This window comes from Sinomicrobium weinanense (assembly GCF_018863395.1).
GTDB lineage: Bacteria > Bacteroidota > Bacteroidia > Flavobacteriales > Flavobacteriaceae > Sinomicrobium > Sinomicrobium weinanense.
Genome location: NZ_JAHKRR010000002.1, coordinates 13578 through 36243, shown reverse-complemented (window position 1 = coordinate 36243; position 22666 = coordinate 13578). Strand labels below are relative to the sequence as shown.

At 38.8% G+C, this 22666-nt stretch carries 13 protein-coding genes; 10 read left to right on the top strand and 3 right to left on the bottom strand.

Annotated elements, in window-relative coordinates; translation table 11 throughout:
• Positions 1 to 118: 118 nt before the first annotated feature.
• From KN811_RS05810 to KN811_RS05790, 5 genes are all read left to right on the top strand, one after another.
• Complete coding sequence (locus tag KN811_RS05810) at positions 119 to 763, top strand: RNA polymerase sigma factor (RefSeq protein ID WP_187964522.1); 645 nt, start codon at positions 119 to 121, stop codon at positions 761 to 763.
• A 93-nt stretch (positions 764 to 856) separates the two neighbouring features.
• On the top strand, positions 857 to 2059 hold the full coding sequence (locus KN811_RS05805; protein ID WP_187964523.1) for a FecR family protein: 1203 nt from the start codon (positions 857 to 859) through the stop codon (positions 2057 to 2059).
• A gap of 197 nt (positions 2060 to 2256) precedes the next feature.
• Positions 2257 to 5574, top strand: coding sequence for a SusC/RagA family TonB-linked outer membrane protein (locus tag KN811_RS05800; RefSeq protein ID WP_247716413.1), 3318 nt, complete (start codon positions 2257 to 2259; stop codon positions 5572 to 5574).
• A 10-nt stretch (positions 5575 to 5584) separates the two neighbouring features.
• Positions 5585 to 7027: a RagB/SusD family nutrient uptake outer membrane protein gene (locus KN811_RS05795; RefSeq protein WP_247716412.1), complete on the top strand. Its 1443-nt coding sequence runs from the start codon at positions 5585 to 5587 to the stop codon at positions 7025 to 7027.
• A gap of 42 nt (positions 7028 to 7069) precedes the next feature.
• Complete coding sequence (locus KN811_RS05790; RefSeq protein WP_187964524.1) at positions 7070 to 9913, top strand: M16 family metallopeptidase; 2844 nt, start codon at positions 7070 to 7072, stop codon at positions 9911 to 9913.
• Between the two features lie 155 nt (positions 9914 to 10068).
• Here the strand turns inward: KN811_RS05790 and KN811_RS05785 are convergent, their stop codons facing one another.
• From KN811_RS05785 to KN811_RS05775, 3 genes are all read right to left on the bottom strand, one after another.
• A complete protein-coding gene (locus KN811_RS05785; RefSeq protein ID WP_187964525.1) occupies positions 10069 to 10353 on the bottom strand; it encodes a DUF6520 family protein in 285 nt (94 codons plus the stop codon).
• A 97-nt stretch (positions 10354 to 10450) separates the two neighbouring features.
• A complete protein-coding gene (locus KN811_RS05780) occupies positions 10451 to 10951 on the bottom strand; it encodes a MauE/DoxX family redox-associated membrane protein (protein ID WP_187964526.1) in 501 nt (166 codons plus the stop codon).
• A gap of 236 nt (positions 10952 to 11187) precedes the next feature.
• Entirely contained in the window at positions 11188 to 11883 is a 696-nt protein-coding gene (locus KN811_RS05775) for a helix-turn-helix domain-containing protein (protein ID WP_216334717.1), read from the bottom strand.
• A gap of 936 nt (positions 11884 to 12819) precedes the next feature.
• Between KN811_RS05775 and KN811_RS05770 the strand changes: the two genes are divergently transcribed.
• The 5 genes from KN811_RS05770 (at position 12820) to KN811_RS05750 (ending at position 22666) form a co-directional block, all read left to right on the top strand.
• Positions 12820 to 13410, top strand: a complete 591-nt coding sequence (locus tag KN811_RS05770; protein WP_216334715.1) for an RNA polymerase sigma factor — start codon at positions 12820 to 12822, stop codon at positions 13408 to 13410.
• 152 nt (positions 13411 to 13562) lie between these two features.
• Positions 13563 to 14828, top strand: a complete 1266-nt coding sequence (locus tag KN811_RS05765; RefSeq protein ID WP_187964529.1) for a FecR family protein — start codon at positions 13563 to 13565, stop codon at positions 14826 to 14828.
• Positions 14829 to 14952: 124 nt separating this feature from the next.
• On the top strand, positions 14953 to 18240 hold the full coding sequence (locus tag KN811_RS05760; protein WP_247716411.1) for a SusC/RagA family TonB-linked outer membrane protein: 3288 nt from the start codon (positions 14953 to 14955) through the stop codon (positions 18238 to 18240).
• Between the two features lie 10 nt (positions 18241 to 18250).
• Positions 18251 to 19642 (top strand): RagB/SusD family nutrient uptake outer membrane protein, encoded by a 1392-nt coding sequence (locus tag KN811_RS05755; protein ID WP_187964530.1) that lies wholly within the window; start codon positions 18251 to 18253, stop codon positions 19640 to 19642.
• Between the two features lie 120 nt (positions 19643 to 19762).
• Positions 19763 to 22666, top strand: coding sequence for a M16 family metallopeptidase (locus KN811_RS05750; protein WP_187964531.1), 2904 nt, complete (start codon positions 19763 to 19765; stop codon positions 22664 to 22666).

Sequence of the window (22666 nt, the reverse complement as noted above, 5' to 3'; positions counted from 1 at the left end):
GGATTATAGTTGGAGAACATAACCTTTCACCAATAAAATAGATTTTAGATCTGAATTAATATCGTAGCATGGATTTCTTTGCTACTCATGGTGCTATATCAACCAAGGGAGAATTACAATGAAAGCAGAATTCACATTAGGCCATCAGGTATTCGGAGATTTGGACCATAAAAGCCAAGATCCGGAAAGCATATTATGGAACCGGTTTATAGAAGGAAACACTACTGCTTTCCATACGCTTTATTCGCAATATATTAATGATTTACTTTCTTATGGTATTCGGTTGGTGGGTGATGTAGACCTGGTAAAGGATATCATTCAGGATCTTTTTATTGAATTATGGGAAAACAGGCAGTCTTATAATAAAAAGGTTGAAAAAGTAGGCCCCTACCTGCTGACCATTATGCGCCGCAAAATTTTTAAAAAAGCTAAAGAAAGCGGGATGATGCTTACTTTGGTGGATTCCGATTTTGAGCGAGACACCACTTCCTCACCAGAGCATGAGTTTATAGATAATGAAAACACCTTCCTCCGGAACAACGAAATTCAAAAAGCTATTCAAAAGCTCACCAAAAGGCACCAGGAACTCATTCATCTCCGGTATTACGTCCAGCTAAGCAATAAGGAAATTGCCAAAATTACCGGACTATCTTATACTAAAGTTACCTATGGCCTCCGTACCGCATTGCAGGTTTTGGGGTCCGTTTTGGGAAAAAAAGAAATGTATTTTCTTCTTGTATATCGCTGTAAATCTTTTTTTTAGAATGGTTGTATAAAAAAAGAGCCATTTTTTTTAAACAAGAACCCCTTTTTTCTGCACTACACTATAGAAGCCTTTATTATTACACGGTTTTATATGATGAAGTATACCACTTATAATAAGATGGATTTTGCAGCAGATGAGTACTTTATACAATGGGTATATCATCCAAATGCTGAGAACTGCCGTTTCTGGGAAACCTTCCTGGCCAATTTTCCTCATAAAAGGGAAGATGTCAAGGCTGCAAGGCGTATAGTGATGCAACTGTCTGAAAAAAGTTCTTTTGGCAGGCTACCTGAGGAGATCTGGGGAAAAGTTCAAAATGAAATACAGTCAGGTCCGGGCAGAAGCGGCAATACACCATTAAAAAAATGGCATGAACGAAAAAGGGTTTTAACGACTATAGTGGCGGTTTGTATTTTGGGAATGAGTCTCTTTTTTATAAACAACATGGGGCTGTTGGATAAAGAGACTGCATCCCAACCGCCACAAATCACACTGCAATTACAAGATGGAACTGAGCAGGTCATCGATGAAACTACGAGTAAGGTGATCACCACAGGGAATGGCCAAGCCTTGGGAAACCAGGATAAGGATTTACTTGTTTATAGCAAAACACAACAAAACGCAACAGAGCCGGTCTATAATACTTTAACTGTACCTTATGGTAAAAAATTTGGATTAGTACTTGCCGATGGTTCTCATATTACTTTAAATGCCGGCTCTAAGTTGCGTTATCCCGTGCAGTTCCTTCCGGGAAAGCCCAGGGATGTCTATCTGGATGGGGAGGCCTTTTTTGAGGTGGAAAAGGACAAAGAAAGGCCTTTTACCGTGGTTACAGAAAAAATGAATACCCGGGTATATGGCACCCGGTTTAATGTAACCAGTTATAAAAATGAGCAGAACACCTATACGGTTCTGGTAGAAGGTAGTGTAGGAGTGTATGGAACGGAAGATTCCATTGTACAAAATGAACCATTGAAGATCGTACCAGGACAAAAGGCAACCTTTGAAAACGGCAGGATTGATGTAGAGAAAGTGAATATTCGTAAGTATACGGCCTGGACTGCCGGAGAACTCTATTTCTTAAATGACCGCTTTGACCTGATCCTAAAAAAACTGGAACGCCACTATAATATAACAATCGATAACTCTTACCCCAAGATCAATACTGAACACTTAACTTCTTCATTTACCCAAGGAGCCCCATTGGAGCTTGTATTAAACATTCTTAAAAAGTTGCAACCCTTTAATTACCGGATGGACGGAAATACCGTAATCATTACACCCCCAAATTAACCCTGTCGGTCAAGGGGGAGCAAAAGCGTTTAACCATAAAAATAGCTGTATGAAGCAGTAATCCACGAATTGCTGCCCGGGTATTTAGTACCTGAAGTGGGAATGGCTCCGGGCAAAAAGCATCGGAGGGTGTTAGAGCACCCTCCGATAAAAGCTGTGATTTAATTCTGTCAAGTAACTAAATCGAATACTAAATTATGAAAATTATTTCCAACCAGGGAAAGTGGCTTGCCCTTTTCCCAAAATTAGACCTGAAGATGAAACTCTCATTACTCTTTTTTCTGGTCGTCCTGTTTCAGATCCATGCCCATAGCGGGTATGCGCAAAACACCAAGATATCCCTCGATATGAAGGAGGCAACTCTGCAAAAGGTTTTAGACGAGGTGGAACGGACAACGGATTTTCGGTTTCACTATAAGGAAACCGCGGTAGACCTGTCGCGTAAAGTAACTATAAGGGTACGTAGAAAGGGTATAGAAACGATCCTGGACACCTTGTTTAAAGACACCGGGGTGTTTTATGAGATTGCAGATAAAAACATTATTCTAACACCAAGAATTAAGGCCCCCAAGGAGCAGGATGCCCCACCTGCTCCTAAATCTACAGGGGATAGTCAACAATATTTTGTGGTTTCCGGTACGGTAACCGATACCAATGGTGAGCCCCTAGCCGGAGCCAATATTATTGTAAAAAGCACACGGCGTGGCACCCTGGCCGATATAGACGGTAGTTTCAGTATAAAGGTATCTCCCAAAGATGTTCTCATCTTTTCTTATTTGGGGTATAAGACCGTGGAGATACCTCTTCTTAACCGGGAACCTGTCGAAGTGCAGATGGAAGAGGATGTAATGACCTTAAAAGGAGCAGAGGTAAATGCCGGTTACTATACCGTAAAGGAGCGGGAGCGAACAGGGAATATAGCTAAGGTAACTTCAGAAGAAATAGAACTGCAACCTATTGTAAGCCCTATTGAAGCATTGCAAGGCCGTATGGCAGGAGTTGAAATCCAACAGCAAAGTGGCGTACCGGGGAATGCTCCTATTATAAGAATAAGAGGTCGAAACAGTTTGAGGGACGAAGGAAATTATCCTTTATACATCATAGATGGTGTACCTATAAACTCCGCACCCATTGATACTGAAAATTTGTTTTTAAATGATTGGGACCCTCTAAGCACGTTGAATTTATCCAATATTGAAAGCATAGAGGTCTTAAAAGATGCGGATGCTACTGCCATATATGGTTCACGCGGAGCTAACGGAGTAGTATTGATTACCACTAAAAAGGGAGCCGGGTACAATAGAAAAACAGAAGTTCAGGCCAGGTGGTATAACGGTTTTGCACAGGTAGGTAGAAAGATGAAGATCCTCAATACAGAACAGTATATTAGTATGCGGAAAGCTGCGTATGCTAATGCAGGACTTGAACCTAATCAGGAAGATGCATGGGATCTGTTACTTTGGGATACCAATCGGTATACCGATTGGCCAGAAAAATTATTAGGAGGATCATCTTCTGTGACGGACATAAATCTTGCAGCATCAGGAGGAAATGCTACCACTTCTTTTCGTTTAGGCGGTTCTTATCATAAACAAGGGACAATATTCCCTTTGGACAATAACTACCATAAAGTCACAGCAGCGGTAAACCTTAATCATACCTCAGAGAATAAAAAGTTGAGAATTGATCTTTCCGTTAACTATGGCGTGGATAAAAGTGAAGCCTCAGGGGTACGTGATTTAGTACGTAGAGCATATCAACTGCCTCCAAACGCCCCTCGCTTGTATAATGAAGATGGTTCTTTGCATTGGGAGGAATGGGGATATTCCCGGGTGGATGATAACCCATTAGCGGAACAAAATAGTATTACTGTGGGACAAGTAAATAACCTGGTGGCAAACCTCGGATTATCCTATGAACTGTTTTCAGGGTTAAATTTTAAAACCAATATGGGATATACCTATACCGTCAGGGAAAGTAAGGGGAAAATACCCAATACTACAGCAGCACCTTGGGAACGGGAGGATATTGAACATGTAGCAACGCAAAACTATCAAAAGCGACTCTCATGGATTATTGAACCACAACTGAACTATCATTCAACTATTGGAAAGGGAGCCATAGACGCTTTGGTAGGAACCACTTTTCAGAAAAATGAAAGTGATGGATTTGGAGTATGGGGAGAAGGATTTGTATCGGAAATATTGTTAGGATATATACCGGCGGCCGAATTATACAGGTCGTTTGGAGATGGTCGTAATATACACTACAAATACAGTGCACTTTATGGCCGGTTAGGCTATAATTGGCAGCAAAAATACTTCATCAACTTTACAGGACGGCGGGACGGTTCCTCCCGTTTTGGCCCCAATAACCGTTTTGCCAATTTTTGGGCTGTTGGAGCAGCATGGATATTTAGCGAGGAACCCTTCGTGAAAAAAAATCTTCCTTTTTTGAGTTTTGGAAAATTCCGGGGGAGTTATGGTGTTACGGGTAGTGACCAGATCGGGGATTACCAGTATTTAGATGCATATGAGGCAACACCCGGTCCTAATGGTTTATATCCTACACAGCTATTCAACCCGGATTTTGCTTGGGAGGAAAACAAAAAGCTGGAAGCCGCTATGGAAGTTGGATTCCTACAAGACCGGATTAATCTTGGAGTAAGCTGGTACCGAAATCGATCTTCCAATCAACTGGTGGGATATCCACTAGCAGCTATTACCGGGTTTACCTCGGTACAGGCTAATTTACCTGCAACGGTGGAGAACACAGGTTGGGAATTGGAATTGTCTACCCTGAATATCAAATCCAAAAATTTTAAATGGCAAACATTTTTTAACATCAGTTTTCCAAAGAATAAACTGGTGAATTTCCCTAATATCGACCAAACTTCTTATGCTAATAGATATAGGGTAGGGCATCCGTTAAATATCCTGTTAAGGTATCAATATAATGGCATTGACCCTGAAACAGGACTATACCAGGTATTGGATGTTAACGAGGACGGCAGCTATGATTACCAAGATCGTGTGGTTATCAAAGATATAGGAAGGCAATATTATGGCGGGATCACCAATAATTTTTCTTATAAAGGAGTACGATTAAGTTTTCTATGGGATTTTGCCAAACAAACAGCCGTAAAACCTTTTATTTTTTCACAACCACCTGGAAATCCCTATAACCGTCCTTTGGAGGACTATAAAGCATGGAAAAGTGGGGATTTATATATTGAAAATTCTCCTGCGACCAAAACGGCATATACTCTTGCTTTACTAAGTGAAAGAGGTATAGTTGATGCCTCTTTCCTTCGATTAAAAACCGTTTCATTTGGATATGATCTTCCTTCGGAGGTATTAAATACAATTGGTATAAAAAAACTTAGAATCTTTTGTGCTGCCCAAAATCTTTTTACAATCACTTCCTACTCCGGGCTAAATTTAGAATTAATCAGCGGAGGTTCGTCATTACCTGCATTACAAACTGTAACCGCAGGACTACAACTTCAATTATAAATTTTTAACTATGTATTGGAAAAGATATTTTATAAGGATGGTGAGTATCACTGTTTTTTTAACAACGATATCCTGCGAGGATTTTGTGGATATAAATACGCCCAATTTTCAGATTGTCAGTGAAAATGTTTTTGCGAACGATGAAACCGCAATCGCTGCTGTAACTGGAATTTATAATCAACTAATGAAGGCTCAATTTTCAAATGGGTGGCAAAATTCGGTCACGGTGTTAGGAGGGATGTCCGCAGATATCATTGAACCGATACGTTCCACACATACAACATTAGGCCCTTTTTGGCAAAATGAAATTTCCACGATAGATTCTCCTGATGCCGGTGCAAATTTGTCATTATGGAGTAGTGCATATAATATCATTTATTTGGCAAATAGTGTATTAGAAGGATTGTCTGGTTCAACAGGTGTTACGGATAGTATAAAAAATCAGTTAATGGGACAGGCTTTGTTTATACGTGCATTTTGTTACTTCTACTTAACAAACTTGTATAAAGATGCCCCTTTATTGTTAACAACGGATTACAGTAATAATGCCCTGGCTTCACGAAATTCCTCAGAAGAAATATGGGAACAAATAGCAACTGATCTGGATGAAGCAATCGTCCTTTTAGATAATGTAAAAGATTATGAAGAAGGGGAACGTACTCATATTAACCTGTATGTTGTTTTGGCCCTTCGTGCACGAGTATACCTTTATCGCGGCAATTGGTCCAAAGCGGAAGAATTAAGTAGCCGGGTCATAGCGCAAACAGGTACTTATGAGATTTTAGAAGATCTGAACCGGGTTTTTTTTGCCAATAATAAAGAAGCTATATGGCAAATATCTCCTGAAGGAGAAAAGGCGCAACGAGTAACCAATGAAGCGATGGCTTTTATTCGGTTTCCTTTTATACCCGGTATTATAATATTGGGTGACATAAAATTAGCAGATAGTTTTATCAATACGATAGATGCAGAAGACAAACGATTTACGGATTGGATAGGCCAGGAATTAGATCGGAATGGAGAAGTTGCTAATTATTATGCCAATAAGTATAAATATCGTGTTCCTTCTGGCCTGGACATTCCCGAATATTCTATGGTGTTACGATTGGCTGAACAATACCTGATACGGGCAGAAGCCCGTGCCCGCCAGAACAAATTTTCTGAAGCGATTGCCGATATAGATAAATTGCGCCAAAGGGCCGGGATTGCCTTATTATCTGATATAGATCCGGGGATAGGCCAGGAAGCATTGCTGAAAGTGATTATGGAAGAAAGAAAAAAGGAATTGTTTGCCGAATGGGGGCATCGTTGGCTGGACCTAAAGCGTACCGAAAAAGCCTCTGAAGTGCTATCCTCTATAAAACCTTTATGGCAGCGTACAGATACCTGGTTTCCCATACCTGAAGAAGAACGTATCAAAAACCCAAACCTGACTCAAAACGAAGGCTATTAATCCATAGCTCTTAAATTATTGCAATCATTTAAAATTTGTAAAATGAATTACATTATAAAGCGGACTATCCTGGTAGCCCTCATCAACCTGTTATGCATACCTGTTCTATTTTCATATCCAATGATGTCATTACAGGATTCGGTACCTTTAGATCCAAGCATTCGCTATGGACATTTACCTAATGGTTTTACCTATTACATTAAGCATATTCCTGATTCTCAAGACGTACTTATAGATTTACTTGTAAAAGTAGGATACAATAATGAAGCGAATAATCAATTTGAATTTTCGCATACTATTGAACACCTTGCTTTTACTACGGCCAAACATTTTCCGGTTAATTTAAGAAAAAGATTAAATCCTTTGGGGATTAGGATTGGTGGGCGTACAGGCGACAAAGGTACCTATTATAGCTTTAGTATACCTTCAAGTCTTATGGATACAGATACCTTAGATGTTGGACTTTTGTGGTTTAGGGATATTGCCAATTTAGAGTTAACTAAAGATGCCGTAAATATAGAGAAAGGAGTTGTTGAACAAGAGGCTTTATTCAAAAATGGGGATAATTTAGAAGAGTTTTCCCTGCGAACGGAATTGTTAGCCAGATTGTTTCCTTGTAAACCTTATCCCTATTCCGGTCATATAAAACACCTTAGGGATATTTCTCCTCAATCGCTTATTCAGTTTTATAAAACATGGTACCGTCCGGAACGTATGGGTTTGGTAATAGCAGGTGATATTAATAATATGGAGGCTATAGAAAAGCGTATAAAAGAACGTTTTTCGGATATCCCAATACCAAAATCGGATTCGCCCATTGATACTGATTGTCAGTGGGGTTACCTGCGAAGCCCGGACCGGTTTGTAGCTCTGGAACGCAAACAAGCAAGGAAAAGTATAGAAGATCAATCAGTAAACTTATTCTTGTTGTATAGAGATAAAGAAACATTGACTTTTCGAAACACTAAAAAGGGACTTTATAGAAAATTGATGTGGTCTGTAATTAAAACAATGATTGATAGGAGATTACAGGAAAAGCAATTATTTGACACCTTTTTGGTAGCTCCGAAACCGTGGTTCCCATTTTATCAAATATTAGTTTCTGATGATAATCAGATGGAGCAACAGAAACTTCAAAAAATGATACAGTTAATTCAGCAAATTAAACAATATGGATTTAATCAGGAGGAATGGGAACACGCTCAGGCTGAAGTTTTACGGCCTCAACAAATAAACGCAGCATATTGGAAGGGGCAAATACAAAGCCATTTTGTGTATCAGGAAGCCTTGCCTGAGAATAAATATAAGGATTTAAGGCACTGGCTAAAAAATCTTTCGTTAAAAGATATCAATACGTATGCTCGGCAATATTTATTAGACGATACCAATGATATTGGTATTATAGCTCCAACAGGGAACAAGGCTTTGTCTTACACTGAATCGGAAATACGAGGATGGATAAAAGAGTCAAGGGAAATTCCGGTAGCTCCATATGTTACAACAACGGAGGATAAGCCTCTATTATCTTCCGAAGAAGTTTCGGCCTTAAAAAAAGTGGAATATACATCTAAAGGGGTTAATAAAATTGGGGTTGAAGAAATTATATTGAATAATGGAGTTCGGGTAATATTACATAATTATAAATTCTCCGGGCTTGATCAGAATAAGATTTGGATATCGGGTTTTAGTACCAAAGGAGCTTTATGTTTTCCTGAGACTGATTATTTTTCTGCTATCAATGCTCCTTTAATAGTAAAGACTGCCGGAGTAGGGAATATGAGTGGTAAGGAACTTCAAAATTTTATTTCTAAAAACAATTTTTATGTAAACACTTATATAAATCCCTTTGAAACCGGTATTAAGATACGCGGTGTTTTAGATCGTATGGAAAGTATGTTGCAATTAGTGTATTTGCATTGTACTAAACCACAATATCCTGATAAGAAAGATTTTGAAGATTGGAAAGGGATAGAACATAAATACTATTTACATCCGTATAAAGAGCCGAGATCTATAGATTTTCATGAAGCTATAGCCGAAGTTTTAAATGATAAATCAACAGTTTTAGATATTGGAGGAGCCAAAAGATTTAAAGGGGCTATGCAAGCTGATAGGGATAGAGCTTATAATATATATCGTGATCTTTATGGCAATGCATCGGACTTTACTTTTATTATTAGTGGAGATTTTTCAAAAGAAACCGTATTACCGCTTATTCAAAAATACCTTGGCAATCTTCCTGAAAATACCACAGGAACAACTTGTATTACTATAAATAAAGAACAGGTTAGTTTACCAAAAACACCATTATATAGAGAATTTCATGTAAATCAAATGAAAACTTCTTATAGCGGTATGCATAGTGGGGTTTATTATATGCTTAGGTTTGTTAGTAAAGCGAAGGATATTAAAGACTGGAAAGAACGCATCAAGCTATCATTTTTAGGGAGGTTAATAGGACGTAAATTAAATAGCTTTCGTTATGAAAAAGGAGCAGCATTGTATAATTTTTATGGATACTCAAATTTTAATAAATATTTAAAAACCTATAATCTTATAATTTATTTAAATTGCACAGAACAGGAGTTGGAATGGTTACGGAAAGAAAGTAAAGGATTGATAGAAGACATTAAGGAAAACCGTGTAAACCTTCAAGATTTTACACTAGGGCGTAATGATATGTTACGTTATAGAACTAATTCCGAACAAGTAAAACCTAAAGATGTGTTTATGTACTATAGGCATAATGAATTGTTTGTAGATAAAAAAGAACAAGCACGATTTATAAAATCCCTAACATCGGAAGACATTCAGGAAATCGCAAAAAAATATTTGAAAAATGAATATATGATGGAGTTTGTAATGAAAGACGGGGTTCCTCAATAGGCATTAACATTAACTGTAACATCTTTTATGTAATGATGTCTGGTTCTATCCTTTTTTCAAGAGGAGTTGTTTTTATATTGATATATTTCCAAAATATAAACAAAGCACCGTGAAATATTGTTTCCGGTGCTTTGTCTTTGTCATCAAAATGATTTTTAGTGAACTTTGTATGGTACTTCACTTGGCGATGGTAAAGGAGTCATACTAGTTTGATCAGGATAAACTAATAGTGGTGAGCCAATTGGTTGATCATTTTCATCTACGAACTGTATCTCACATTCATTAATTCCACTATCACAATCTACCTGAATAGGCAAACGACTTCCTGAAGGCCCATAATAGCCTGTTACAAGTGCTTCATCTTCGCTTACAAACGCAAACGACAGTCCAATGGCCAATACAAAGGCCAACATCGGTAATACTAATTTTAAATGTTTCATAACTTTAATATTTTAAGAATTAATAACTTGTGCCTCCCTTGGTTCAGGTTTTCGGCTGAATTTACCTGCTTCTGCTGCAACAAAATATTTTTATGTTTTACTGATACTCATAAGGAGCGGTGTCTTCGGGTATGGTATTTGGTTTCCGGGGCCTGTAAGAAAGTACAATGCCCCATACGGCCAGTAGAATACATACTATATTAAAGATCAAATGCTGGTTCCAGGTGAGTTGTGAAATTACACCTCCGCAAGAACAAGGAAGGTATGGACTGAAAAACAGTATCCCAACTACATAAGTGGTAAATAAAAGCAGGAGCCCCAGGGCTGCGTAAAACCCTTTTATCCTGGTTCTTCGCCAACTTATAAAAAATGCGATAATGATCTCTGCCATGGGAACAAACCAGGAAGCCAGTGAGGCTACCGTTCTTCCTCCCATTATTGGGGAATTCCTGATATTATCATAGAACTTATGGCCATCCAGGAGTTTGTTAAATGCGGCATACACAAAAAGCAGAATAAAAAAGAAGGCAATAATCTCTATAAAAATATCCTTGTTCTTATGCCAAAAACTCGTGGGGGTAGGGTATGTTGTTTCCATAACAAATTGTTTTTAAAATTATTAAGCGTGGATAGGTTTGAGGTTCGGGGAAATCTTTTGTGCTTAATCGATAGAATAAAGTTGCGGATTTATTTTTTGGATTCGTTCCTCTATCTGGAATATTTATTCCGAATTTTAGGTCTAATTTTGGATGAAATATCGGATTTTGGATACTTTTATTCCGAAATAACCGCAAAACCGACTTTTTTTCGGAATTTTAGGGAAATTCGGTTTTCTTAATTTTGCTTTTTTACCTGCCCGGGAGTTATTCCAAATTGTTTTTTGAAAGCAGTATAAAAACCCGATTTGCCAAAATATCCGATACTATGGGCTACTTCTTCCACACTTTTATTGGTGGTTTGAAGTAATTGTCTAGCTCTTTGTAATCTTTTAGCCAATGCATAGGTATAAGGTGTTTTGCCATATACACGCTTAAAACCATGTATTAACTTTTTCTCGCTAATGCCAAAAAATCTTGTCAGTGCCTTGGAACTTATCAAGGGCTCATCCATGTGTTCTTCTATAAATGTGGCAATATCGTTAATGAGTTTTTCTTCCGTACCTAGGTGTTTATCTTCAGGGTAAACAACGCTATTTATGGAAAGAGGGAGGTTATAGCCCTTGGTAGTACGGGGCTCAGGTTTGTTTTCAAGGGTAGAAATATGGATGGTCTTATCCGGTAATTGTGTTACATACCAAAAACATGTAAAACGGAGCCATTTATTAATTTTAAAATAGAGCTGAGTGCCAAAGCTAAAAGGTTGGTAATGGCGATAATCCCGTTTTAAATGCTTCCAGTTTTTCCGGCTTTCTTTATTAAGAAGTTGGTCAAATGGAAAGCCAATTAATTTAGCAGCATCTTTTTCCAGGATCTTAGCCGTAGCATCATTAACCTTTTTTATACGATAGTTTGGGGTAAGATAAAACTCCAATACCTCCCTGGCACTAACTCTTTTGTGCTGTGGAGCAAATTCCAGGTGATTACTTTTACGTATTTCTCCAATGAGGTTAATATGCGTAACCAGGATGTCGTAATAGTCATGTACATTAGAATGTCGCAACCTATAACCCAGGTTCCCCAAGGAAATTTCCTGGAGAACCCGACATATATTGTCGAATTGCTCTTTTTCTATACGGCACATTATAGCAGGTTTAAATAGCCTTAAACATCCCTTTACTTTGAGTTTATGAGTTCAAAGAAGGAATGGATAAGTAAAAGCTAGTATTCAATGGGTGGCTGGGGCCTTGTATATTTTTAACATGAAGTGTTTCTCACTTAACATGTAGTTATACTATTTAAAAATACGTTAAATATGTTTAAGGTAATAATGTATGGTATAGCGAATCCCTATAGAACGGTGGGTTTTGAAGAATTTCTCTGTAAAGTCATTATTGAGGTTATTGGTTTATAGCGGCACAGACATGGTAAAACAGGGGGTTATGGCTTATTGCAGAAACGAGTGAACAAAAAAGTAAAGTAGCCTAAAGGGAAAATTCCCCTTTTTTTAAATAAGAGGGAAAAGACTTTTTAAAATTCATCAAAAAGCTACATTTTTTAAACCAAACCTTGCACCGGTGGAGCCTCCGAAAATAGTATGAATATGCGGATTATTGTGCCGCAGGCTGTAGGGTTTATTCTTTGTATAACAGTAAATTATAAACGTCATAGTTACGTTTATTTATTCACAAATTGTGATTTTTGTCATAATTTTAATACTTTTATAACCACTATTTTACAAAGATCCCCTAAACTTAAAGGTTTGACTAAAAAGTTCTTACATCTGAATAATCCTGATTCGGAAGGGAGTAAAAATTCTCCTTCGGACAGGCAGTATACAGATAAATATAACTCGGATAAAGAGTTATGGTTGGCCTTTCAAGCTGGGGATGAGCAAGCCTACGAAACCTTGTATATTCGGTATGTAGAGCTTTTGTTTGAGTATGGAATATGTCAATATCACAACAAAAGTTTTGTAGAGGATGCACTACATAACTTTTACCTGGAACTCTGGAAAGCCAAAGAACGGCTAAGCGTAGTAAGCCCAATTTATCCATACCTTATAAAATCGTTTAAGCGGTACCTGTTTGCCAGGGCAAAAAAGCAACGTCGCAATATCAACCTGTCCGATACTATGGTAGTAACCGGTAAAGACCATGAAACGGATGATACTCAGGAAGAAGCTGAATTTCGTAACGAAAAAGAGTTGGCCGTACAAAAGGCCCTGCCAAAGCTCAGTGAAAAGCAACAGGAAATCATTCACCTTAAATACTACAGCGGTTTGTCCTATAATGAGATAGGGGAGATCATGGGCATGAATATCAAATCGGTATACAACCTGATGTTTCAGGCCATTAACCAACTCCGAAAACACGTAGATGACCTTATCCTGATCGGGGGAACTTTACTTTGGCTTACCTATTTCTTATCTAAAGACAGGCTTTTGGAATTCTTTATGTAATTAAGGTTTTAACAAAAAATTAACAAAACTACACCAAGTAAATTTTAAGTACTTCTCTTTATATAAGTGAAACAGGCTCTCAATGGAGGTTAATTCATTATAGGTTAAGAATTGCCCATGAGCAATCCGGTGAAAAGGATAAATAGTAACAGATGAAATACAAGAAATACGATGTAAACGACTTTGTACTCGATGAACACTTTCAGAAATGGGTGTTACATTCAGACAAAGAAACCGATGCATTTTGGGCCAAGTGGTTAATGAGCCATCCCGAAAAGGAAGAAGTAGTATTGGAAGCTGTTAGTATGGTGCAATCGCTGCATAAGCGAAAATCTAAATTTACCATTCAAGATATACAAGATATATGGGATAAGATAGATAAGGACAGGGCTGCTTATGAAAGGCAAAAGGATTTAGGAAGAGAACCGGATACTGAAAATCTATTTCCTTTTGAAGAGGACGATAAGAAACAGGAAGCACCAAAACGAATTTTTCCATGGTTGCGTGCGGCAGCTATGATCGTTGTTATCATAGGGTCGTCTTACGGGGTATACGTAACGGGGGTATTTAACAAAAAGGCGAAATTAAATACGGAGCCGCGTGTAACCTTGGAATTACAAGATGGAACCATTAAAACACTTAGTGAACAAGGGTCCGGAATGGTGACCACTGTAAATGGTAAGCAGGTGGTAAAACAGGAAAAAACAACTTTAATTTATAGGCAGGACAACGCAACTGCTGAAGATGGCGAATTGGTTTATAATCAGCTAACCGTGCCTTACGGAAAAACCTTTGAGTTAGTGTTGGCCGATGGTTCCAAAGTGATGTTGAATTCAGGTTCCAAACTGCGGTACCCGGTCAACTTTTTAAAGGGAAGTCCAAGAAACGTATTCCTCGATGGCGAAGCCTACTTTCAGGTAGCTAAAGATACCACCCGCACCTTTACGGTAGTAACCGACCATATGAATACGGAGGTATACGGAACAACCTTTAACGTATCGAGCTATAAAAACGAAAAAAATACCTTCTCCGTATTGTTGGAGGGTAGTATAGGGGTTTACCAGCCCAACAGTACGGAAAGAGGGTTTGTAGTAAAAATAGAACCCGGACAACGGGCCGTATTTGAAAATGGGAAAATAGATGTAGAACAGGTCAATGTGCATAAATACACCGCCTGGACCACTGGCGAACTGTTTTTTATGAAAGACCGTTTTGAGTTGGTACTGAAAGAACTGGAACGGCACTATAATGTAAGCATAGATAACAGGTATTACGAATTGAACGAAATACCTTTTACCGCCACCTTTACCAACGATGAATCTTTAGACAAGGTTTTAAAATTGTTCCAGGCACATACCCCTTTTACCTATAAAAGAAACGGCAATATCATAACCATAAATAAACCACCTAATAACTAACTTAAACCTTTAACACCAACGGCTTATGGAGAAATAACAGATCGAAGAAAAAAGAAGGGTGCGGTAACACCCTTCCAAGATTAGATTAAAGTCAAACCGAATTAACTAAAATCAATTCAAAAGTATGAAAAAATACATTAATGCTGTATGGCATTGGCATGCTCTTATTTTAAATTTTGATCTTAAAATGAAACTCACACTGGCTCTCTTTTTTATCGCCCTATTTCAGATCAATGCAGAGCCGGGGTATGCCCAAAACGAAAAGATCACACTACAACTAAAATCGGTAACCGTACCGCAAATTATAGCGGCTATAGAGGCAAAGACCGATTTTAAGTTTCTATTCAGTCATAAAGAACTCGATAATACCCGCAAGCTCGATGTTCGTGTAAAAAAAGAAAAGATCTCACAGGTGTTGGATATGGTATTTAAGGATACCGACATCACTTATAAGATCATGGACAAACATATTGTCCTTACCAAAAGAGCATCTTCACCCCAACCTAAAGAAAAGATAAACCATAATGCACAGCAACATCGCGTTCGGGGTAAAGTTATAGATACCCAGGGTGTCCCCGTTCCATTTGTAAATGTTCTCATTAAAAATTCAAAAACCGGTGTCTACACCAACGAGGATGGAGTGTTCGAACTGGCATGTACCCCGACCGATGTGCTTGTTGTTACCAATGTGAGTTACGAAACAAAAGAGGTTTCCGTACGGGGACGTACTGAGATTGCAATAACCCTTAAAGAAGCGGTGACCGATTTGGGAGAGGTGGTATTGAATGCCGGGTATTACACCACTACCGAAAAAGTCCGCACGGGGAATATATCCAAGGTGACATCAAAGGAGGTCGAGTTACAACCCTTGGTCAGCCCACTTCAGGCACTTCAGGGACGTGTAGCAGGAATGGAAGTCACTCCTGGCGGTGACTTGCCCGGAACTGCACCTACGATCCGGATCCGTGGGCAGAACAGCTTACGCGATGAGGGAAACTACCCTTTATACATCATTGATGGCATGCCCATCAATGCCACTCCCGTAGAAAGTAACAATAGTAATTTGACATTAAAAGGTATTGATCCTTTAAGTACCCTTAACCTTTCTAATATTGAAAGCATCGAAGTGTTAAAGGATGCTGATGCCACCGCTATTTATGGTTCCAGGGGAGCAAATGGCGTGATTTTGATTACGACTAAGAAAGGGTTTGAGGGCAAAACAGCATTTCAGGCACGAATTTACAGTGGCGTATCCACGGTTCCCAACCGACTGGATCTGCTCAATACAAAGCAATACTTACAAATCCGCAATAGGGCATTTGAAAATGATGGCGTAGAACCAACAACAAGAAATGCATATGATTTACTCTTATGGGACCAAAACCGTGAAACGGATTGGCAGGACGTATTTTGGGGTGGCAATGCCTGGGTGACCAACGCCAATCTATCAGTTTCCGGTGGTAATGCTAATACCCAGTTCCAAATGAACGGTGGATATCAGGAACAGGGCACTGTCTATCCCGGAGATTCCAAATATCAGAAAGCCACGGTTGGTCTTTCCCTTGATCATAGTTCCAAGGATCAAAAATTTTCTCTGGGGTTAAGATTAAATTATGGTGTGGACATTAATTTTTTGATGGGAGTATCTGGCAACCTAATTTCTGGCCTTTCCCCAAATGCACCCCCAATATTTAACGAAGATGGAAGCCTACATTGGGAGGAATGGACAGAAGCTAGTTTAAATAACCCTATTCAGGGATATTTCAATACCAGCAAAACAAAATCCAATAATCTCATATCTAATATAAACTTCAATTATAGAATCATAAACGACCTAACGTTTAAGACAAGCATTGGCTATACTAGCTTCCAGAGTACAGAAATCGTAAAAATTCCCAAAAGATCTTACAATCCCGCAACCTGGCAAACCAGAGATCACAGATCAACGCATTTAGAAGGAAAGCGGGATTCTTGGATCATTGAACCCCAATTGGTATATAGCCCTAATATTGGAAGTGTTCACTTCGATGTTTTGGTTGGTACCACATTTCAACAAAGCCAAAATAACCAAATGCAGGTTACAGGATCCGGATACGTTTCGGAATCAATTATTGGTAATTTGGCTGCGGCAGAGACATTGACCCAGGGAATCAATCAAACTACTGATTATCGGTATCATGCTGTTTTTGGGCGTTTGGGGCTTAACTGGAACCAGAAGTATTATCTGAACCTTACAGGAAGAAGGGATGGTTCCTCCCGTTTTGGCCCGGGAAAACGATGGGCCAATTTTGGGGCCATCGGGGCAGCCTGGATTTTCTCCGAGGAAAAATGGGTACGAAAACATCTGGAATTTTTAAGTTTTGGAAAATTGCGCGGTAGTTATGGTACCACTGGGAATGACCAGATTGGGGATTATGGTTACTTGAATGCCTATGAGGCCACAGTGGCTCCTGGTGGACTATTCCCGACTAGCTTGGCCAATCCGGATTACTCCTGGGAAGTGAATAAAAAACTGGAAACAGGGATTCAATTAGGTTTTTTAAAAGATATGGTTAACATTGGGGTAAGTTGGTACCGTAATCGTTCATCTGACCAATTGGTAGGTTATCCCTTGCCAGGGTTAACCGGATTTAATACCGTTCAAGCAAATCTTCCGGCTACGGTACAGAATACCGGATGGGAAGTGGAGTTTTCTTCATTCAATTTACGGAGAAAACATTTTAGTTGGCAAACCACTTTCAATGTGAGCCTTCCTAGTAATAAATTGGTAAGCTACCCTGGATTGGAGGATTCATCCTATGCCAATACATATCGGGTGGGCCATCCCTTGAATATTAACCTATTATATCAATACGAAGGCGTTGACCCAGAATCTGGTTTATATACTTTTACGGACATCAATGATGATGGTAGATATGATTACCAAGATCGAGTACTTATCAAGGACCAGACCAGACAACTATTCGGAGGAATCAACAATACCTTAACCTATAAAAATTTTTCTCTTCAATTTCTTTTGCAGTTTGTCAAGCAAGAGGGTAAATTATCCTTATTTGATGCTGGTCGATATGGTGCTAAAAGGGCAGCTGTGGTTTCTGCCTTGGAAGAGGAAAGTCCTTTTCAGAATATTTCTCAATCCTCAAGTTCCTTTCAGGCATATTTGAACGCTCAGAACACAGACCTGGCTTATACAGATGCCTCATTTATACGACTAAAAACCCTCTCTCTAAGCTACTCTTTGCCACCAAGCACCCTGCGAACTATAGGTATTAATGGATGTAAAATATTTGTCAATGGACAAAACCTATTTACTCTTACCGGTTATGAAGGACTAGACCCGGAGTTTGCTTTAAGTGGAATGAGCTTTGGCAACTTGCGCACCATTACCGCAGGGCTTCAACTTAATTTCTAAAAATTTAATAATGAAAAAAAGTATTCATAAAACAACAATTGTACTAAGCCTCATAACGCTCCTAATTATCTCATGTGAAGACTTTGTGGAAGTGGATGCTCCAGTCGATAAACTGACTGTGACAAGTGTTTTTGGCAATGATGAAACAGCACGAAGCGCCATGCAGGGCATCTATAACGAACTGTTCCGAACGGCTACATTTTGCGGAGGAAACAATAGTGTAACCGCTTTAGCGGGCTTAAGTGCCAAAGAAATTTTTACTTTGAATGAAGCTTCAGACCAGGTTTCTCTGGAATATCAGGAAAATGAAATTCAGCCCAATAATACGGCCAACCTCTCTCTATGGAGCAGTGCTTATAATGTTATCTATATGTGCAATTCTTTATTGGAAGGGGTATTGGCATCGGAACAAATATCAGAAGAGGTCGGGGATCAACTGGAAGGAGAAGCCAAGTTTATTCGGGCCTTTACCTATTTCCAATTGGTCAATCTGTATGGGGAAGTCCCTTTAATTTTAAGTACAGATTACAGGATCAATGCGCAGATGAGCAGGACAGCTATTGAAGAGGTTTATACCCAGATAGTATCCGATCTTGAAAAGGCTGTTGGTTTGTTAACCGATGAATATTTTGATAGCGAACGTACGAATGTAAACCGATTTGTGGCAGAGGCACTTTTGGCAAGGGTATATTTATTCCAGCAGGAATGGTCTTTAGCGGAGATACATAGTTCAAATGTGATTAATCAATCAGCACATTATGAACTATTAATGCAATTGGACCAGGTATTTCTGATGAATAGTAGAGAGTCCATCTGGCAAATTTCCCCAGCGGGAAGGGGCAATATTTTTACTAATACGTATGATGGTTGGCTATTTGTTTCTCCAGTTCCGAGACTAGCTCTAACTAATGAGTATGCAAATTCTTTTGAAGACATCGACAAAAGGAAAAATTACTGGATTGGATATAGCCAGGATAGAGAAGCCTACTATCCCTTTAAATATAAAGATGGCCAAAGTTTTAACAATATCACCGAATACTCCATGGTGCTCCGGTTGGCCGAACAGTATCTGATCCGGGCAGAAGCACGTGCCCGACAAGGTAATCTATCAGGTGGAATCTCAGATATAGATAAAATCAAAGAAAGAGCTGGTTTGGATTTGTTGTCGGAGACGAATCCGGAAATCGATCAGGCTAGTTTGATTGAAGAAATCTTTGGTGAACGCAAAAAGGAATTGTTTACCGAATGGGGACACCGATGGTTTGACCTGAAACGAACTGAAAAGGCTTCTGAAATATTGGGAACTGGCAATCCGTTATGGCAAGATACAGATGTGCTCTATCCGATTCCGGAACAGGAACGCATGAAAAATACCAATCTCGGGCAAAACAACGGCTACTAACTGACACAACTTAGGAATAAGAGAAAGCCCTTTAATTAAATTATTCAATCAATTTCCCCAACATTTTCTGGATTGGGGAAGTTTTTCCATGACTTAATGTTTCAAAAATTCAAACAACTCATGAAATTCAATCATATTTATTTTATTCTAATATTGATAGGTACAGCATTTTCAATGCAATGCCAAAAACAACCAAATAATGACACCGTACCACTAGATCAAAGCATCCGTTATGGGAAACTTCCTAATGGTTTTACCTATTATATTAAACCTACTTCCTCCCCGTCCGATAAGATAAACATGAGCTTGATTCTAAAAGGAGGCTCAAGTATACAGGACATGGATCAGATTGACATAGCCCATTTTATGGAACATATGGCTTTCAAGTCCAGTGAGAATTTCCCATTGGGAATTAAGGCTCCAAACCAATTGGACAGTCTAGAAATGGAGTTTCGCGATATTACTGCTTTTACCTCAAAATATTATACACAATATGTTTTTGAAATTTCTGAAAAGAATCTATATGCCCTTAAAAAAGGGATATTATGGTTCAAAGACATTGTTGGTGGAGGCCTTAAACTTACCACCAAAGAGATTGATGCGGAAAGAGGAGTCTTGATACAGGAACGAATTGGAAAGAACTCCAACGGCGCCGACCTTAGGGAGATATCAAGAATTGAACTGCAATCAAAAATAGATCCCGGGGCAAGAAACTGGCAAAATGATTTGAATTATCACTTGGAATATTACAGAACTTTTGAGCCAGACATTTTAAGACGTTACTATAACGACTGGTACCGTCCGGACCTGGGTGCACTAATGATAGTGGGTAATATAAAGGATGTGGATGGTTTGGAAGCTATGGTGAAAAAAAGATTCTCAAAAATCCCCACGCCAAGAAATCCAAGGAGATGGAAGAATACGGATTCGATATACTTTAATCAAGAACCTCAGTTTGCAAAGGTAGCTTGCACCCCGGAGAATCAGGATAACATTGACAAGCAACAAGTAATACTTCATTTAGGGTATAGGGATCCCTATACCAAGGCTAAGCTCCATACCGAAGTAGGGTTGAAACGAGAATTGCTCTGGAACATCTTATCCGAAGCCCTTCTGATTCGTACCCGCCTTGAAGAAGAACAATATAATATGGATTTCAGTACATTCAACAAGTATCTGACTTATAACAAGGCTTTTGGCATATTCCAAGCACGAAATATGTTCACTATTTTTATAGATAACAAGAACAATAGTGCAAAAAAAGGAACTGAAAATGCCACCAGGCTTTTACGTCAGCTCTATCAATACGGATTGTTGGAAGAGGAATGGAAGATGCTGAAGAAAGAAGAGCTTCAGCAAATGGATAATGGCAAAAGTAAAAGTGGGTCCTCTTGGATTAAAGAAATGAGCTCTCATTTTATTTATGGCGAAGCACTGCCAGAAGATAAGAGTACATATTTAAAAGACTGGTTCCAAGGGTTGTCCTTAGCTCAGGTAAACGAGGAAATAAAAGCCTTGATCCCTGCTATGCCCGATGACATAGGTATTGCAGCCTACGAGGGCAACAGCGTTTTATCCTTGAATGAAAACGATATACGTTCCTGGATAAAAAATGCCTGGAATGCTCCGGTACAAGCATATCGACCACCGGAAATACCTGAAAATATCATGCAGGAAAATAAAGTATTGTCGTTGACCAAACGAAATTTTACTGATAAAGGAATAAACCAGGATACCGGTGCTCATGAATTGGTTCTGGATAATGGAATTAAGGTTGTCCTACTGCCACTAAATGAAGACTCTAGAAAAGTCAAAATACACGGTTTCAATCCACATGGGGCCCAATGTTTTGAAGGAAGAGATTATTTTTCAGCAATACACGCCGCAGACATTGTACTTAACGCAGGAATTAGTGACAAGAACAAGTTTGAGATCAACCGGTATTTATCATCAATAAAAAACAAGGTAAAAGTACGTCCATACATCGATGTAGCTGAAACGGGTATAAATGGTGAGGCTATGGCCGAAAATATGGAAGCAATGTTTCAGCTAATATATTTATATATCCGTGAACCTCGGAAGGATCCTGATGCATTTTCTGATTGGAAGAAAAGTAGCATTGAGAATTATGTAAAATGGCATATGCCTCGCAATGATATGGCCAACGCAATGAAATCATTGACCGGGGATTATAACATTAATTATAACAATACGACAGCGATGGTGGATGGACTACCCGAGGTTACTATAGACAAAAGCTACGAGCACTACAAAGATCTCTTCGGTAGGACCAGGGATTTTACCTTTACAATAACCGGAGACTATGATAAGGATGTCGTTATAAATATGGTCCAGCAATATTTGGGCAATTTACCAGACAGAGCATCTAAAAAAGAAAGTAAATCAGATTATCAAAAGAGGATAAAACTGGACAATGGACCAATATTATATAGGATTCCTGTACCGGATTATGCCGAGGGGAACGAAGGTATGGTATATGCAGAAAAATATATTGTCACTGCAAATTTTGGCTGGAAAGAGAGAATAAAAGTGGATGCCTTAATTACAATGATCAGAAATCGTCTTCTTACTGTATTGCGAAATCATGATCTTTCAGTGTACACTCCTGCGGCTTCAGGGGGATATAATTTTGAGTGTGCCAGGTACGAAATTAGTTTAAGGATAGATTTCAATGCCATGGGAACTGAAAAGGAAAAAGACAAAAAATTCCGATTGTTGCAGGAGACGATTCACCAATTGTTGGAAGAAATAAAGAATGGCACAATTAATAAGAATGAGGTTGAACGGGTCTTTAAAGAAATCGATGGTAAATATTCCACTGGCTTCTTTAATAATTCAAGAATTGACGAGAGATTATATGAATATTATAAGTATGATGCTACGTGGTTAGACAAAACAGAAGTGGAAAATTACCTTAGATCACTAGATATTGAAGATGTAATGGAGACGGCAAAAAAATATCTGAACAAGAACCACCGTTATGAATTCATAATGGGTAAGTGA